The sequence below is a fragment of the Virgibacillus necropolis genome, from assembly GCF_002224365.1.
GTDB classification, from domain to species: domain Bacteria; phylum Bacillota; class Bacilli; order Bacillales; family Amphibacillaceae; genus Virgibacillus_F; species Virgibacillus_F necropolis.
On sequence record NZ_CP022437.1, the window covers coordinates 4,065,107 to 4,082,726 of the forward strand.

Consider the following 17,620-nt stretch of genomic DNA (forward strand, 5'->3'; position numbering starts at 1 on the left):
CCTTGCTATTATCTATTTAGTACATGCTTAATCACTTTTGGATATAGTCGATGTTCGATTTCTTGAATGCGGTGTTTTAACGTTTCTTCGGTATCACTAGGTAAAACTTCTAATGCTTCCTGATCAATAATCGGCCCAGTATCGACACCTTCATCAATAAAATGAATCGTTACTCCTGTTGTATGAACACGGGAACGAAATGCTTGCCCGATTGCGTCTAGACCAGGGAAATCAGGTAGTAACGAAGGATGAATATTTATGATCGCTCCTTCGTATGCTTGAAGAAGCGTTGGTCCAACAATTCGCATATAACCTGCTAAAAAGATCCAATCTACTTTTGCTTCATGTAACGCGGAAACGATTTTTTTCTCATATGCCTCTTTTGTAGGAAAAGCTTTTGGATCAACTATACATGTTGAAATACCAAATTTAGCCGCCTTTTCGATTACACCGGCACCTTGCTTATCACATACAAGCATTACAACTTCACAACCTAGTTCTTTTTCTTGATTCGCGTCCATAATTGCTTGAAAATTACTGCCTGCTCCTGAAGCAAATATAACCGCTTTTATATTAGTCATTTGTAAAACGAACCCCTTCATGTTCTGAAACAGTACCGATAACAACAGCAGCTTCCCCGTTTTCCTGCAAGAGATCAATCGCAAGATCAGCTTTATCTTGATCGATAACTACTGCCATTCCAATACCCATATTAAAGACACCGAACATGTCATAATCTGAAACATTCCCTTGTTTTTGTAAAAAGGTAAAAATTTCTGGTACATTCCAGCTGGCACGATCTACTTCCACACCAAGTCCAGCTGGTAGCATCCGCGGAATATTTTCATAGAATCCACCGCCAGTGATATGTGAGATTCCCTTCACATCGACTGTTTGTGTAAGCTTGTTAATAGGTTTTGCATATATTTTGGTTGGTTCTAAAAGTGTTGCTCCAAGTGACTTTGATAATCCCTGATACGAGTCAGCCAAATCTAGTTCAGCAACAATTTTCCGTACCAAAGAATACCCATTGGAATGGATGCCGCTTGATGGTAATCCAATTACTACGTCGCCAGCCTGAATATGTTCACCAGAGATTAGCTTTGATTTTTCTGCAATACCAACTGCAAATCCAGCAACATCATATTCGTTATCCTGATACATGCCAGGCATTTCAGCAGTTTCGCCGCCAATTAATGCTGCACCTGCATCAACACAGCCATCAGCAACACCTGCAACAATTTGTTCAATCATTTCTGGATTATTTTTTCCACAAGCAATGTAATCAAGGAAAAATAAGGCTTGTGCTCCTTGTGCGATGATATCATTGACACACATCGCAACTAAATCTTTTCCAATAGAATCATGCTTATCAAGTTGGAACGCTAACTTCAGCTTTGTTCCTACGCCATCTGTCCCAGAAACTAACACAGGCTCCTTGTAGCTAAATCCGCTTAGGTCAAACAAGCCTGCAAATCCACCAACACCACCAAGAACTTCTTTGCGATTCGTTTTGGCAATATGCTTTTTCATTAAATCAACAGCTTGATAGCCTTTTTCTACGTCGACTCCTGCTTCTCTATACGCATCAGACATTTAGGACCCACCTTTAAATTTAAATTATAGAAATAGTAAACGTCCGAGATTTTAGTGCCGGGACAGTAAATTGCCAATCTCGGACTGTATTTTACTGCTGACGGATCGTATTCCATCGTTCTCGGACTGTATTTCTGCTGACGGATCGTATTTCACCGATCTTGGACTGTATTTTACTGCTAACGGACAGTAAACCACCGTTCTCGGACTGTATTTCTAACAAGTTCGACAGTGAACAAACTTCAGATACTTGTAAACTTATAATCTCGTATACTCAATTTCTTTCTGTCCTCTTTCTTTCACTGGATATTCCCCTGTAAAACAGGCTTTACAAATACCTTGATTTGGTAAATCTTCTCGCACAATCGCACGTTCCAGGCCTTCTTCTGATAAATAAGCAAGACTATCTGCTCCAATAATTTCCGCTATTTCATCAATTGTATTATTTGCTGCAATTAATTCATCTCGGGTAGACATATCAATCCCGTAGTAGCACGGATGTTGAAGTGATGGAGACGCAATACGTACATGCACCTCTTTTGCCCCTGCTTCTTTTAACATTCGAACAATTCGTCTACTAGTAGTCCCGCGAACAATTGAATCATCAATCATAATAACGCGTTTACCCTCTACAATTCCGCGAACTGGAGATAGCTTCATTTTAACCCCTTGCTCACGTAACTCTTGAGATGGTTGAATAAACGTTCGTCCTACATATCTATTTTTTATGATTCCCATTTCATATGGAAGACCAATTTCCTCCGCATAACCGATCGCAGCCGAAATACTAGAATCAGGAACACCAGTGACAACATCCGCATCAATCGAGGCTTCTCTTGCTAATTCGACACCCATTTTTTTACGTGAAGCATGTACATTCACTCGGTTTATATCACTATCTGGTCTGGAAAGATAAACATATTCCATCGCACACATCGTCCTTGGTTCGGGTTCATGAAACGTACGCGTGCGTATCCCGTCTTTGTTGATAATAACCAGCTCACCCGGCTCCACTTCGCGTTCAAGTGTCGCACCAACCAAATCAAAAGCGCACGATTCTGATGCAGCAACATAACTGTCTCCTAGTCTTCCAAGCGATAGTGGTCGTAAGCCTCTTGGATCTGTTGCAATATACATCGCGTCTTCTTTAAGAATGATAAAAGCATACGCACCTACTAACTGGCGAAGTGCCTCCATGATTGCCTCTTCATAGTCATCCGATATACTACGTTTAATCAAATGTGCCAATACTTCTGTGTCTGATGATGTTTGTAGAATACTACCTTCTTGTTCAAGCTTTCCACGAAGTTTATGTCCGTTCATAATGTTCCCATTATGTGCAAGCGCAAGACTGCCGTTTTGAGAACGAAACAATAAAGGTTGAACATTATCATATCCGCCATCACCTTGTGTGGCATAACGCACATGACCAATTGCCGCACGGCCCTGAAGTTCATCAAATTTAGCATGTTTGAAAACATCATTAACAAGTCCTAATCCTTTATGCAATTTAAGCTTTTTCCCATCAGTTGCTACAACACCTGCACCATCTTGACCCCGATGCTGTAAGGCGTGTAAACCGTAGTACGTGATTTCTGCTGCTTTTTCATGACCCCATATTCCAAAAACGCCACATTCTTCATTTATGCCTTTGATTTCAGCAAGCATGGAATAGCTCCTTTCCATAATGATTGAAGTGATTTAGCATCTTCCTTGATAACGTTCGCCCCGTTTGATTGCACAACATAGTGACCAGTTTCTGTCACGATACCAATTTGCTTGGCATCTTTAACGACTGACTCAAACTTGGCTTTATTTCTCGGATTTATCGAAACTAAAAACCGTGACTGTGTTTCACTGAATAGTTCAACCGTCGCATCGTTTTCAATAGCAACCTCAACGCCTAATCCCTTTTCAGAAAAAACACTTTCTGCCAGCGCAACGCCAAGTCCACCTTCTGCAAGGTCATGAGCAGAAACGACAAGACCTGTATGAATCGCAGCTAACAATTGATTTTGCCGGTCTTTTTCCACTGATAAATCAATACTTGGTGCCTTACCAGAGTATTTACCGTCGATTACATTTTGTAATTCACTACCACCAAATTCAGGATTTGCCTCACCAATAAGATAGATAAAATCGCCATCGTTTTGGAAGTAACTTGGTGTTAGATGGTCAAGTGATTCGATCAATCCAACCATACCGACAACTGGCGTTGGAAAAATCGCTTTCCCTTTTGATTGGTTATATAATGAAACATTTCCGCTAATGACTGGTGTTTCTAGTAGGTTACACGCCGCGCTCATACCCTCAACACTTTTCTCCATTTGCCAAAACACTTCTGGATTTGTCGGATTTCCAAAGTTCAATCCATCTGTTAAACCAAGTGGACGTGCACCAGAACAAACGATATTTCGTGCCGCTTCTGCAACAGCAATTTTGCCACCAGTCTCTGGATCTAAATAAATATAGCGCGAGTTACAATCTGTCGTAATGGCGAGTGCTTTATTTGTTCCTTTGATGCGCACAACCGCTGCATCCGAGCCAGGTGCTACGACTGTATTGGTTTGTACCATGGAATCGTATTGGTCATATACATATTCTTTACTTGCGATTGTTGGCTGCTTGAGCAATTGCTTTAACATATCCCCGTGATCTTCCACAACTGGCACGAGTTCCGCCTGCTTTTGGAATTCTTGAAAATAAGCCGCTTCCTTAGATGGCATATTGTACACTGGTGCTTCCTCTGCCAGCGCATCTACCGGGATATCCGCAACAATTTCTCCATGTTGCTTCAAGCGGAATGTTTTTTCTTCAATGACTTCACCGACTGCCACAGCTTGTAATCCATATTTTTCAAAAATATCAATGATTTCTTGTTCCTGCCCTTTTTTTGCAACAAGCAACATACGTTCTTGTGATTCAGAAAGCATTAATTCATAAGCATTCATGTTCAGCTCGCGTTGTGGTACAAGATCTAAATTCATTTCCATACCCGTTCCAGCTTTACTCGCCATCTCACTAGCAGATGAGGTAAGACCTGCCGCGCCCATATCCTGCATACCAACAAGTGCGTCACAATGTATCACTTCTAAACAAGCTTCAATCAAAAGTTTTTCCATAAATGGATCGCCAACTTGTACAGCTGGGCGATCTTTATTCGCATCTTCCGCTAAATCATCTGATGCAAAAGTTGCTCCGTGAATCCCATCACGACCTGTTGCTGCTCCTGCATAAATGACAGTGTTCCCAATTCCAGCAGCGATTCCTTTTTGAATATCTTTGTGATCAATTAAGCCGACACACATCGCATTGACTAGTGGGTTATCTTCATAGCTGTCATCAAATTGAACCTCACCGCCAACTGTTGGAACGCCCACACAGTTACCATATCCAGCGATACCATGGACAACTTCTCTAAAAAGATACTTCACACGTTCTGTCGTCAAATTTCCAAAACGAAGAGAATTCATCATTGCAATTGGACGAGCACCCATTGAAAATACATCACGGATAATGCCACCAACGCCTGTTGCTGCACCCTCATACGGCTCAACTGCAGAAGGATGATTATGACTTTCCACTTTAAAAACGACCGCTTGTTCGTCACCAATATCAATGATTCCAGCACCTTCTCCAGGTCCTTGCAAGACGTGTGGAGCTTTGGTTGGGAATTTTCTTAAAAGTGGCTTCGATGTTTTATAGCTACAATGCTCTGACCACATCACAGAAAAAATTCCTGTTTCTGTGAAGTTTGGACGGCGGTTTAAAATTGTTTTAACCATGTCAAATTCTGCATCACTTAAACCCATGCCTTGGTACAATTTATCTGTTTCAATTTTCTCTGGGTTGATTTCATGCGTTAACAACATGTGATTCCCTCCAATTGTTCACGATCGATTGAAAAAGCTTTACACCGTCATCACTGCCAAGAAGCTCTTCAACTGCTCGTTCTGGATGTGGCATCATGCCAAGTACATTTCCTTCTTTATTGATAATCCCTGCAATATCAGCAACGGAACCATTTGGATTATCTTCATATGTGAACACGATTTGGTTGTTTTCTTGTAACTCTTTTAACGTTTCATCATCACAAAAATAGTTACCTTCACCATGTGCGATTGGATAGCTTATTACCGCGTCTTTTTCATACTGACTCGTAAAAATCGTCTTATTGTTTACAACTTTCAATGGCTCTTGATGACACATAAATGCAAGATTTTTATTACGAAGCATCGCACCCGGAAGCAGCCCCGCTTCTAGTAATATTTGAAATCCATTGCAGATACCAAGCACTGGCTTTCCTTTTGCTGCATGTTCTTTGATTTGTTTCATAATCTTGGATGTCGCTGCGACAGAGCCAGAACGCAGGTAATCGCCATACGAAAATCCGCCAGGTAACAAAATTGCATCATAGTCTTCTAGATTACTATTTTCATACCATACTAAATCGGTATCTTCCTTGATGATTTCTTTCGCAGCATGATACATGTCGCGGTCACAATTCGACCCTGGAAAAACGATTACGGCAAATTTCACGATTGAACAGCCTCCTCCACATCAAAACGAAAATCTTCAATTACTGGATTAGCGAGCAATTGATCACACATTGCATTGATTCGTGCATCCAAATCCTCTTTATCATCAATTTGTAATTCGATAAATTTACCAACTCGAGCTTCTTGTACCTCTTCGTATCCTAATGAATGTAGGGAAGTTTGTATCGCTTTCCCCTGTGGATCAAGAACCCCTTGCTTTAATGTGATATATACCGTTACTTTTTTCATGATCTTGCCTCCAGTCGATGTAAGATTTCTTTGTAAACATGAAGTAAATCGCCTAAATCCTGACGAAAAACATCCTTATCCATTTTTTCCTGTGTCGTGCGGTCCCATAGCCTGCAAGTATCTGGTGATATTTCATCAGATAATACAATTCTTCCATCCTCGAGACGACCAAACTCCAACTTGAAATCAACAAGTGTTAAATTAATTTCGCTGAATAGTTTTTGTAAAACGGTATTAATCGTTAAGGCCATCTCTTTAATTTCATCTAGCTCTAACCGCGTTGCATCTGAGAGAAACAATGCATGTTCGTCATTAATAAGTGGATCTCCTAAGGCATCATCTTTATAAAAAAGTTCAACAAGCGGTGGTGTGAAAAGTGTTTTTTCCTTGATTCCTAGTCGCTTCGTAATACTTCCTGTAGCGATATTCCTTACAACTACTTCAATGGGAATAATGGTTGTTTCGGTTACGAGTTGTTCGGTTTCATTCAATTTTTCAATAAAATGTGACTCAATGTTTTCGTTTGACAAATAATCAAAAATATAGGATGAAATTTCATTGTTTAATCGGCCTTTACCATCAAAGCTGTCTTTCTTCACCCCGTTAAATGCAGTTGCATCGTTTTTATATGACAAAACGAGCTCATCTTGGCTATCCTTTACACGGTAGACCTTTTTTGCTTTTCCTTCATATAATAGTTCAGCCTTCATCATCATCACCTCACGAAAGTCCGATTCGTTCAAAAATTTGATCCACATTTTTCAAGTGGTACGTATAATCAAAGCAATCATCAATTTCAGCCTTAGTAAGCATGCTTGTAAATCGCGTGTCATTTTCGATTAATTGTCTAAAGTGTGTTTCCGTTTCCCATGCCTCCATTGCTGTTGGTTGCACGATATCGTATGCTTCTTCACGCGCCATACCTTTCGTGATCAATGTTAGCAATACACGTTGTGAAAAAATAACCCCGTGTGTACGATCGATGTTGCGTTTCATATTTTCTGGGAAGACGGTTAGATTTTTTACGATGTTTGAAAAACGATTCAACATGTAATTAAGTGCAATTGTTGCATCTGGTAGAATTACACGCTCAGCGGATGAGTGCGAAATGTCGCGTTCATGCCATAACGAGACATTTTCATATGACGTCAACATATAACCACGTAACACACGAGCCATACCGGTCATATTCTCCGATCCAATCGGGTTACGTTTATGTGGCATTGCGGAAGATCCTTTTTGACCTTTTGCGAAAAACTCTTCTGCTTCACGTGTTTCTGTTTTTTGTAAGCCGCGAATTTCCGTTGCAAACTTCTCGATTGATGTACCAATTAACGCAAGTGTCGATACATAGTCAGCGTGACGATCACGTTGCAATGTTTGTGTTGAAACAGGTGCAGGTGTTAGTCCTAACTTTTCACATACATATTTTTCAACAAATGGATCAATATTCGCGTATGTTCCAACTGCTCCAGACAACTTACCAAACTCAATTCCTGCTGCCGCTTGTTCAAAACGATCTAAATTGCGTTTCATTTCTTCGTACCATAATGCTAGCTTCAAACCAAAAGTAGTTGGTTCAGCATGGACACCGTGTGTGCGCCCCATCATAACCGTGTGTTTATGTTCCATTGCTTTATCTTTTAAAATTTGTACAAAGTTGGTTAAGTCTTTGCGAATTATCGCGTTTGCCTGCTTTAGTTGATAAGAAAGTGCTGTATCAACAACATCTGTTGACGTTAACCCGTAATGTACCCATTTACGCTCATCTCCAAGGGATTCAGATACTGCACGAGTAAAAGCAACAACATCATGGCGCGTTTCTTGTTCAATTTCATAAATCCGATCCATATTGAAAGATGCATCCTTACGCATCTTTTCCACATCACCTGCAGGAATAATACCTAGCTCACTCCACGCTTCACATGCTAAAATTTCAACCTCAAGCCATGCGTTAAATTTATTCTCTTCCGTCCAAATACTTCCCATTTCTTCTCGTGTATACCGTTCAATCATGCCTTTTCCCCCTCATATGTTTCAACTAGTTGATTTACTTGTTCCATCGTTTCTGCAATAAACGTGATGTGTCCCATCTTCCGTTTTTCTTTCACTCCATCCTTACCATAAAGATGAATATTACCTTCCGCTTTGCTCGTCATGTGCTGAAGTGCTTGATTCATATCCTCGCCTAATATATTTACCATGATTGCTGGTTGCAGGAGCTTAACTTTTGTCAAAGGTAAACCACATATTGCCCGAATATGCTGTCCAAATTGTGAGATATTACACGCCTCAATCGTATAGTGACCTGAATTATGTGGTCGTGGCGCCATTTCGTTCAAGTAAATGTCATCTCCATTAACAAACATTTCAATCGCAAACGTTCCGACAATATTCATTTTTTCAGCAAGTTTAATTGTTGCATCAACTGCTTTTTGTTCAACCTTGTTACTAATCGTCGCTGGTACAGTCGTTTGATACAAAATATGGTTCTTATGATCATTTTCCCCAATTGGGAAAAACTCAATTTCTCCGCTTTGCGCGCGGGTAAACACAACGGAAATTTCTTTATCAAAAGGTACCCATTGCTCGATAATGCAGTGTTCGTGCTTATCAACGAAAGCTAGAGCTTCCTTGCTATCTTCTTTACTTGTTAGCTTAATCTGGCCTTTTCCGTCATATCCTCCGCGGCACGTTTTGATAACAACGGGATAAGGAGCCTTTTCTAGTGCGCCCTTACATTCCCACTCATTTTCCACGATGAAAAAGTCTGGAACGGGTAGTCCTGCATCACGCATTACCCGCTTTTCTTTTTCTCGATTTTGGGTAACTTCCAGTGCAAAAGCCCCTTGTGGTAGTTTTCCTTTTTTTTCTATATAAGTAGCCGCTTCTAAGTCGACATTTTCAAATTCATAGGTAATGACATCACTAACTTTAGTTAATTGTTTGATTGCCTGCATATCATCGTAAGCAGCTGTAATTTGTTTATCAGCAACCTGCGCAGTTGGACAATTAGGTGTTGGATCAAGAACAGCAACCTGATAGCCCATATACTTCGCAGCAATTGCCATCATCCGTCCGAGCTGTCCCCCGCCGATAATTCCGATTGTTTTCGGGGGTAAAATAATGTTATTTATTTGCAAGGTCAACCCTCATTTCTTCTACGCTTACTTGCATATTTTCGCGATATACTTCTAATCTATTTGCTACATCTTGGTCAAACGCTCCGATCATTTGTGTAGCAAGAATCCCAGCATTTTTCGCTCCTGACTTTCCTATAGCAACCGTCGCAGTTGGTACACCACCAGGCATTTGTACAATAGATAAAAGGGAATCAAGTCCATTCAATGCTTTGCTTTGAACCGGCACACCAATTACGGGTAACGTGGTTTGTGCAGCCACCATTCCAGGTAGATGCGCCGCACCACCTGCACCAGCAATAATCACTTTGAGTCCTCGGTCTCGCGCATTCTTTGCATAGTTGAACATTTTATCAGGAGTTCGGTGTGCCGAAATTACATCTTTCTCATACGGAATTTTAAGTTCATCAAGTATGTCACACGTATACTTCATTGTTTCCCAATCTGAAATACTTCCCATGATTACACCAACCATAGCCATAAAATCCCTCTTTCTTTATCTAGAAGTAAAAAAGTCTATTCATCTCCCTCAGTTATGAGAGAAGATGAATAGACCTATCTTTAGCACATTAAAACGGATCATTGCTTATGAGCAACGATTCATCCTCCCTCATAGTCCAGCATTTACGGTGCTAGGTAGAAACTTCTGAGCCATATTCTCAGCGATATATGAGGAACCGTATTCATTTGTTAGCCTAAGGATACCAAACATAGTGAGGAAATGTCAATAAATATCGAACGATCAATAATAAATTATAATTAATGTTCGGTTTTTAACAACATAGAATTTTCCTGCTTTCTTTTTCTATTTTTTAAAATATGAATGAAAAAACGCTTTAATAAAGGAATACTTTCCCTAAAATTTTTCATTGATTTTCCCTTTCAGCATGTTATAATTGTTTCATTCTATATCGCTACACTCATATAATCGCGGAAATAAGGTCCGCAAGTTTCTACCGGTTTACCGTAAAAAAACCGACTATGGGTGCAATGAATGAATAAATATACCGTAATTTATGGTATATTTTTTCTATTACTTTCGATGAATGCTCGAAGGACGTTGCTCCCCACTCATGATGAATGGATGCACTGGCCTTCGAGTTTTTTGGTACTGATAAATCTTTTAGTGGATATCAGTACAAATGCAACAACTAAGGCTTTCTAAGATTTCAATAATTTCAGCGAGAGGAGAATTTACTAATGGAAGCTTTAAAAGAAAAAATAGTACAAGAAGGAAAAGTACTTTCAGATATTGTGCTGAAAGTAGATTCATTTTTAAATCACCAGATTGATCCGCAATTAATGAGAGAGGTCGGGGAAGAATTTGCTTCACGCTTCAAAGACACTGGGGTTACGAAAATTTTATCAATAGAATCTTCTGGTATTGCCCCAGCTGTCATGACTGGTTTAATTTTGGACGTACCAGTAGTCTTTGCCCGCAAACGCAAGTCGGTCACGCTATCAGATAATCTTTATACTGCAAGCGTCTATTCGTATACAAAAAATGAAACAAACGACATAGCGGTATCCATTGACTACCTTCACAGCGATGATACTGTTCTTATCATTGATGATTTCCTGGCTAATGGACAAGCCTTACTCGGTTTATTACGAATCGTGGAGCAGGCAGGTGCATCTACAGCAGGTGCGGGAATTGTTATTGAAAAAGGTTTTCAACCGGGAGGCAATCTCATTCGCGAAGGTGGTATTCGCGTTGAGTCTTTAGCAACTATTTCCTCTTTAAAAAATGGTAAAGTGGAATTTCTCGAGGAAGTTGTTGCACGATGAAAAATATAGGTAAAGAAACGGCACTTGGAATTCAGCATCTTTTGGCAATGTACGCAGGAGCAATTATCGTTCCACTTATTATCGGTGGTGCTTTAGGGTTTAATTCGAAAGAACTGACCTATCTCGTCTCCATCGATATTCTAATGTGCGGAGTTGCTACCATATTGCAAATAATGAACAGTCGCTTTGTGGGAATCGGCCTCCCAGTCGTCCTTGGCTGCACGTTTACAGCGGTTGGTCCGATTATTGCTATTAGCGGACAGCATGGCATATCGGCTGTCTACGGCTCAATTATCGCGTCAGGTATTTTCGTTGTTCTAATCAGTGGAGTTTTCAGTAAGCTTATAAGGTTTTTCCCTCCTGTCGTAACCGGATCGATAGTAACCGTTATTGGAATTACGTTAATCCCTGTTGCAATCAACAATATGGGGGGCGGAAGTGGAGCAAGCGATTTTGGGTCATTGTCCAACATTTCACTAGCATTTGGAACGTTACTATTTATTGTAATCATTTATCGTTTTTCTTCCGGTTTTACACGTTCCATTTCGATTTTGCTTGGATTGTTGGCAGGTACATTCGCTTCAATCTTTATGGGGAAAATAGACCTCATGCCTGTAAAAGAAGCATCTTATTTCCACATGGTGCAGCCATTTTACTTTGGCATGCCAACAATCGAATGGTCTGCTGTCATTACAATGTCTCTAGTAGCAATAGTTTCACTCGTAGAATCTACTGGTGTCTATTTTGCATTAAGTGATATCTGCGAGGAAGACTTAAAGGAAAAACGACTTGCAAAAGGTTACCGCGCAGAAGGTTTGGCTGCGGTATTAGGAGGTATTTTCAATACATTCCCGTACACAACATTTTCGCAAAATGTTGGGCTAATTCAAATGTCTGGTGTACGATCCCGAAAGATTATTTTAATTACTGGGTTAATGCTTGTAGCACTTGGATTTTTACCCAAAGTAGCCGCCCTTGCAACGATCATTCCTGCCTCTGTTTTAGGTGGTGCAATGATTGCTATGTTTGGAATGATTGTCGCACAAGGGATAAAGATGTTGAGTAACGTTATCACAGAATCTCACGATAATTCGATGATAATTGCCTGTTCTGTCGGCATCGGTCTTGGTGTCACTGTTGCACCGGATCTATTTGCAAATCTGCCATCTAGCTTTCAAATTCTGACAAGTAACGGTATAGTGGCTGGAAGTATAACAGCTATTTCATTGAATATTTTATTTAACATGCTTCCAACCAGAAAAAAGAAACAGGCATCTCTAGTATATAAAAAAGAATCCATAAATTAGTCCAAAGCAGTTTGAATTAATGATTGGGAACATAAGCATTTTAAATAGCCTCAGGAAGCATAACTTAAGTCAAGGTCTGTGTGGTAAAAGCTACCACACAGACCTTGACTTTTATTTAATCCTTAGGTTTAAATTCTACACCTGCATTATTTTTCTTGCCCAGTCTACCCTTACGCACCTGCTTCACCCAGAATCCGCCAACAATCTGCTTCGGCTCATAGGATATGGTAAAGGCTTTTGGGTCAATCGTTTTGATTGTTTCATATAACTTAAATTCATATTTCCTTGGGGTTAGAATTTGCATGACCAAACGATCCCCATCCATTCCATAGGCGAACCAACTTGTCACACCGTATCCTTTATCCCGTAGTTTCCGTGTAAATTCGATGTTTGGATCAGATGAAATAACATTTACCGTAATGTAACCTAGTGCTAACTTTTCCTCAATCTTGGATCCAACAACAACACCAATTCCAAAACCTAATGCATAGGCAATGATATTCTGAATTTCATCTAAATTATCCAGTACCAAGCCTAACCCAATTACATACACAATAATTTCAAACATACTAATAAAAGCCGCGATATACTGACGACCTTTTAATGTTAAAATCATGCGGAGTGTAAACAAGGAAACATAAACAATATTAATGATTAGAATAATTACTACCAACATATATGCATTTTCAAGCAAAATTAAACCCTCCAGTACTTTCCACCATTATTAAATCCCAACGCAATATTAAATTTCTTTGTTTGGTCCAAATATGCGTTTTCCGACAGAAGATTGTTGCCCACGTAACCGTTTATGTAAGGTTCGCTTCCAATTGGGAGCCAATAAACTACATGAGGCAAGTTCGTCAGCTTGACGAAGATCATCTTTATAAATATGCATTACCTCATTACACGCCGCAATCGTCCATTGTGGATAGGAACGTTCAACTAACTTTAACGAACTCCCATTTGAAATAAAGCCTTCCTTTAATACACGAAAATACCATCCCGTTCGTCCACTGTTTTGAATCTGCAAGGCAAGATCCATGACACGAAACCTGCGAGCCGGTTTCCAACATGGCTGCCTAGGTTGGGAAACTTGAATAACCGCATCATCAATTTCAAACGTATCACCAATACAAATAGAAAATTCATCGGCTTCATTAATTGCAAGATTTTCTCCCATCGCACCAATACCCATCTCATCTGTATTCAGCCTTTTTTGCCAGAAAGAATAATGGTTGATTGGATAAGCAAATAGCGCTTTTTCTGGCCCACCGTGGTTCTTCGTATCCGCAACCTCGTCATTCTCAAGGCCCGTGAAACTTAACCAACATTTCCCCTCTACTTCTTTTTTAAACATACCACTTTCCCATGGTTTATCCAGACGATTACTTGAATCTGGATCACCCAGTTGTTTTACTTTACCAATTAAAAGTTTATGTATTTGCGGAGCATTCACCGTGCCACCCACTCCTTTTGTATGATATAGTTAATTAACTTAGTTTTCTTTAATCACATTAACCAAATTATAATTCTCTTCTAATAAATATACAATGGGGAATGATTTTTATGAAAAAACAATTACAAAAAGCAACGTTTGCAGGTGGATGTTTTTGGTGTATGGTGAAGCCATTTGATCAGTGGGACGGGGTCCATGCTGTTGTATCTGGTTATACCGGCGGTCGTGTTAAGAATCCAACATATGAAGCCGTAAAGGCTGGTGATACTGGGCATTATGAGGCAGTTGAAATAACATTTGATCCGGAAATAATAGGTTACGAAAAAATTATGACGATATTTTGGCAACAAATTGATCCTACCGATGATGGCGGACAATTTCAAGATCGCGGTGATTCGTATCGCGCAGCAATCTTTTATCACAACGAAGATCAGAAAGTTTCTGCTGAGGCATACAAAGAAGAATTGAAACAGAGTGGTAAATTTAAAAAGCCAATTGTAACTAAAATCCTACCAGCAACCACTTTTTATTCAGCTGAGGATTACCATCAAGATTTTTACAAAACAAATGAAGAAGAATACAAACAAGATCGAGCAAAATCTGGGCGCGATGAGTTTATTGAAAAAGTTTGGAAGAATGATTAGTCTTTTCTCTAAAATAGAGGGAAGACTTTCGTATTTTGATCGGACTACATCAACTTCTTATAAGTTAGGAGGCTAACTTTGACCAATAGTAATTCGTTGTTACCACTTAAAATGCTTTTATTTAGTTTTCACGCTACAAACACCATTATCATTAGTTTTTTGCCATTATATTTAAAACACAAAGGACTACACGGAACAGAAATCGGCTGGGTTTTAGCAGTTGGGCCACTAGCATCAATTTTCGCTCAACCCTTTTGGGGTTATATGAGTGATAAATATAAGACGGTCAAACGGGTTCTCTTAATTTGTATCATCGGCCTCCTTTTTAGTAGTGTTTTATTCTTTCAGATGAATGGATTAATCGCAATTATTCTGATGGGCGCGGTATTTTACTTTTTCACTTCACCAATTGGCGCATTAGGTGATAGCCTTGCCCAACGACGAGCGGATGACCTTAACGTTTCTTTTGGTGGTATTCGTATGTGGGGTTCTATTGGTTTTGCTACATCCTCATTAATTGTGGGCGAGGTTCTTTCTTCCATTGGAATCCAATATATGATTTGGCCATACCTATTTTTTGGAGTAGTCGCCTTATTAGTTGTTTTTCAATTAACGGATGTGAAAGTGGAATCTGATCCAATTCAACTGAAGGATGTTAGTCAAATTTTCACAAATAAGCCTTTTGTTATCTTTCTCGCAATTATCATGTTTATCACAATCACTCACCGCGCAAATGACAGTTACATTGGATTATACATAGCCCAGCTTGGCGGTAGTGAAGGCCTGGTTGGATTAGCCTGGTTTGTTGGTGTTGCCAGTGAGGCACTTGTTTTTGCTTTTGCCGGAAAATGGTTTAAAAAATACCATACACTCGTTTTTATTATTTTTGCAGGTGTACTATATAGTATAAGATGGTTTATCTATGCATCAATTGATGATCCATTCTATATCATTGCACTGCAATTTTTACACGGAGTAACATTCGGTGTCTTTTACTTAGCTGCATTTCAATATATCTCACGGTTAATTCCAAAATTATTACAATCTACTGGGCATCTAGTTTTTTTCGCTGTATTTTTTGGTGTTTCGGGAATTGTAGGGTCACTTGTTGGTGGGGCATTGATAGATTCCTTTGGTGGCGGTAGGTTGTATTTTGTAATGGGGTGTTTCTCGATGGCAGGAACGATTTTACTAACAGTCTATCATATACTGCCGTATGGAAAAGGGACGAGAAAAGTTCAACAATAAGAAAAAGCTGGTACACCTCAAAAATGAGATGTATCAGCTTTTTTTGTCGTACATTTAACTAACTAAGGAAAATAAAGTACAGAACGAAAATAACGAACAACAAGTACATAATAGGGTTTATTTCTTTGATACGTCCTTTTAAAATCATCGTTATCGGATAGAAAATAAATCCGAGTGCAATACCTGTTGCAATACTATAGGTCAGTGGCATGGCAACAATGGTCAAAAATGCTGGGACGGCAATCTCGAACTGTTCCCAATCAATATTCTTTAACGATGATGCCATTAATACGCCAACAATTATTAAAGCTGGAGCTGTAACCTCGGCTGTTATAACACTTAGTAATGGCGAGAAAAATAACGCAAGGATAAAGAAACCACCTGTAACCACTGCGGTAAATCCAGATCGTCCACCTGCACCAACGCCTGCAGATGATTCAATATACGATGTTGTTGTTGATGTACCAACTATTGCTCCTGCAACTGTTGCAGTAGAATCAGCGAACAATGCACGTCCAGCACGTGGCAACTTGTTATCCTTCATTAACCCAGCTTGTGTAGCTACAGCCACTAAAGTTCCTGCAGTGTCAAAAAAATCAACAAATAAAAATGTCAGAATAACGACTAACATATCTATTGAAAAAATATCACCAAAATGCGCAAATGCTTGTCCAAATGTTGGGGCCACGCTTGGAACCTCTCCAACAATCCCACTTATCCCTGATGGAGGAGTAATTAATCCTGTTAGCATACCAACAATTGAGGTTAGTAACATTCCGTAAAAAATAGCAGCCTTAACATTTAAGCTTAACAATACAACGGAAATTACTAGACCAAAAATCGAAAGCATAACCATTGGAGCCGTTAAATCTCCTAAGGCTACTAGTGTTGCATCATCACCAACAATAATACCAGCATTTTGAAATCCTATAAAAGCGATAAAAAAGCCGATTCCAACCCCAACAGCAAGTTTTAGATTGGCAGGTATTGCATTAATAATTTTTTCGCGTAATCCAGTTAACGTTAAAACAACAAAAATAAGTCCAGATACTAATACACCAGATAAAGCTGTTTGCCAAGGAATTCCGTATGAAAGCACGACCGTATAAGCAAAAAATGCGCTTAAACCAATACCGGGAGCAAGAGCAATCGGATATTTTGCAATGATCCCCATAAACAAGGAACCAATAGCACCGGCAATTGCAGTAGCTGTAAAGACAGCACCCTGATCAATTCTAGTAACACCTTCAGGTAATTCTTCCACACCAACTAGTGCAAGCGTGTTTGGATTTACAAATAATATATATGCCATTGCTAAAAAAGTCGTTAATCCAGCAACAAACTCTGTACGATAGTTTGTACCTAACTCTTCAAAGCGAAAATACTTTTTCATTCCTTCTCCTCCTTACTCTTTCTTCTAGTAATACCCAAAAATAGCACACTTGATTAATTCAAGGAGTGCTACCTAACTAATTCAGAAAAAAGAAATGAGAAAAAAGGTATGCAAAAAAACAATGCATCATTTTACAGATTTGCTTTTAACTGCGTAGTCAAACTGTTTACGGTAGTTTGGTAGAAACTCTTAGGCCATATCCCCTAAATTATACGCATACTATTTAATTGATTAAATTGTACTATTTCGCCATACGAATGT

General features: G+C 39.4%; 17 protein-coding genes and 3 riboswitches. Of the genes, 4 read left to right on the forward strand and 13 right to left on the reverse strand.

Annotated features, from left to right (window positions below):
• Positions 1-8: 8 nt before the first annotated feature.
• The 10 genes from purN to purE form a co-directional block, all read right to left on the reverse strand.
• Positions 9-581, reverse strand: coding sequence for a phosphoribosylglycinamide formyltransferase (purN, locus tag CFK40_RS19285; protein ID WP_089533997.1), 573 nt, complete (start codon positions 579-581; stop codon positions 9-11).
• Complete coding sequence (gene purM / locus CFK40_RS19290; protein ID WP_089533998.1) at positions 574-1,596, reverse strand: phosphoribosylformylglycinamidine cyclo-ligase; 1,023 nt, start codon at positions 1,594-1,596, stop codon at positions 574-576. Before purM ends, purN begins: the two co-directional genes overlap by 8 nt.
• Positions 1,597-1,854: 258 nt before the next feature.
• A complete protein-coding gene (purF, locus tag CFK40_RS19295; protein WP_089533999.1) occupies positions 1,855-3,264 on the reverse strand; it encodes an amidophosphoribosyltransferase in 1,410 nt (469 codons plus the stop codon).
• Positions 3,240-5,468: a phosphoribosylformylglycinamidine synthase subunit PurL gene (gene purL / locus CFK40_RS19300; protein ID WP_089534000.1), complete on the reverse strand. Its 2,229-nt coding sequence runs from the start codon at positions 5,466-5,468 to the stop codon at positions 3,240-3,242. Before purL ends, purF begins: the two co-directional genes overlap by 25 nt.
• Complete coding sequence (purQ, locus tag CFK40_RS19305) at positions 5,452-6,135, reverse strand: phosphoribosylformylglycinamidine synthase subunit PurQ (protein WP_089534001.1); 684 nt, start codon at positions 6,133-6,135, stop codon at positions 5,452-5,454. The genes purL and purQ overlap by 17 nt, the downstream gene beginning before the upstream one ends.
• Positions 6,132-6,383: a phosphoribosylformylglycinamidine synthase subunit PurS gene (purS, locus tag CFK40_RS19310; RefSeq protein WP_089534002.1), complete on the reverse strand. Its 252-nt coding sequence runs from the start codon at positions 6,381-6,383 to the stop codon at positions 6,132-6,134. The genes purQ and purS overlap by 4 nt, the downstream gene beginning before the upstream one ends.
• On the reverse strand, positions 6,380-7,093 hold the full coding sequence (purC, locus tag CFK40_RS19315) for a phosphoribosylaminoimidazolesuccinocarboxamide synthase (protein ID WP_089534003.1): 714 nt from the start codon (positions 7,091-7,093) through the stop codon (positions 6,380-6,382). Before purC ends, purS begins: the two co-directional genes overlap by 4 nt.
• A gap of 10 nt (positions 7,094-7,103) precedes the next feature.
• On the reverse strand, positions 7,104-8,399 hold the full coding sequence (gene purB / locus CFK40_RS19320; RefSeq protein ID WP_089534004.1) for an adenylosuccinate lyase: 1,296 nt from the start codon (positions 8,397-8,399) through the stop codon (positions 7,104-7,106).
• Positions 8,396-9,526 (reverse strand): 5-(carboxyamino)imidazole ribonucleotide synthase, encoded by a 1,131-nt coding sequence (purK, locus tag CFK40_RS19325; protein WP_089534005.1) that lies wholly within the window; start codon positions 9,524-9,526, stop codon positions 8,396-8,398. The genes purB and purK overlap by 4 nt, the downstream gene beginning before the upstream one ends.
• Positions 9,513-10,004, reverse strand: coding sequence for a 5-(carboxyamino)imidazole ribonucleotide mutase (gene purE / locus CFK40_RS19330; RefSeq protein ID WP_089534006.1), 492 nt, complete (start codon positions 10,002-10,004; stop codon positions 9,513-9,515). Before purE ends, purK begins: the two co-directional genes overlap by 14 nt.
• A 112-nt stretch (positions 10,005-10,116) precedes the next feature.
• A riboswitch (purine riboswitch) is annotated at positions 10,117-10,216 on the reverse strand.
• Positions 10,217-10,423: 207 nt separating this feature from the next.
• Positions 10,424-10,525, forward strand: a riboswitch (purine riboswitch).
• 198 nt (positions 10,526-10,723) lie between these two features.
• On the opposite strand from purE, the gene CFK40_RS19335 reads away from it, so the two are divergent.
• Positions 10,724-11,311, forward strand: a complete 588-nt coding sequence (locus tag CFK40_RS19335) for a xanthine phosphoribosyltransferase (RefSeq protein ID WP_089534007.1) — start codon at positions 10,724-10,726, stop codon at positions 11,309-11,311.
• On the forward strand, positions 11,308-12,618 hold the full coding sequence (locus CFK40_RS19340; protein WP_089534008.1) for a nucleobase:cation symporter-2 family protein: 1,311 nt from the start codon (positions 11,308-11,310) through the stop codon (positions 12,616-12,618). Before CFK40_RS19335 ends, CFK40_RS19340 begins: the two co-directional genes overlap by 4 nt.
• Before the next feature lie 115 nt (positions 12,619-12,733).
• Here the strand turns inward: CFK40_RS19340 and CFK40_RS19345 are convergent, their stop codons facing one another.
• Complete coding sequence (locus CFK40_RS19345; RefSeq protein ID WP_089534009.1) at positions 12,734-13,312, reverse strand: DUF2179 domain-containing protein; 579 nt, start codon at positions 13,310-13,312, stop codon at positions 12,734-12,736.
• A 48-nt stretch (positions 13,313-13,360) separates the two neighbouring features.
• Positions 13,361-14,074, reverse strand: coding sequence for an MOSC domain-containing protein (locus CFK40_RS19350; protein ID WP_089534010.1), 714 nt, complete (start codon positions 14,072-14,074; stop codon positions 13,361-13,363).
• Positions 14,075-14,184: 110 nt separating this feature from the next.
• Here CFK40_RS19350 and msrA point away from each other — a divergent pair, with 110 nt between their 5' ends.
• A complete protein-coding gene (gene msrA / locus CFK40_RS19355; RefSeq protein WP_089534011.1) occupies positions 14,185-14,718 on the forward strand; it encodes a peptide-methionine (S)-S-oxide reductase MsrA in 534 nt (177 codons plus the stop codon).
• Between the two features lie 78 nt (positions 14,719-14,796).
• The gene (locus CFK40_RS19360; RefSeq protein WP_089534012.1) at positions 14,797-15,966 is read left to right on the forward strand and encodes an MFS transporter; all 1,170 of its coding nucleotides are present in this window, start codon (positions 14,797-14,799) and stop codon (positions 15,964-15,966) included.
• Positions 15,967-16,024: 58 nt separating this feature from the next.
• Here CFK40_RS19360 and CFK40_RS19365 read toward each other — a convergent pair whose 3' ends face one another.
• Positions 16,025-17,359 (reverse strand): NCS2 family permease, encoded by a 1,335-nt coding sequence (locus tag CFK40_RS19365; protein WP_089534013.1) that lies wholly within the window; start codon positions 17,357-17,359, stop codon positions 16,025-16,027.
• A 134-nt stretch (positions 17,360-17,493) separates the two neighbouring features.
• Positions 17,494-17,595: riboswitch (purine riboswitch) on the reverse strand.
• Positions 17,596-17,620 lie beyond the last annotated feature (25 nt).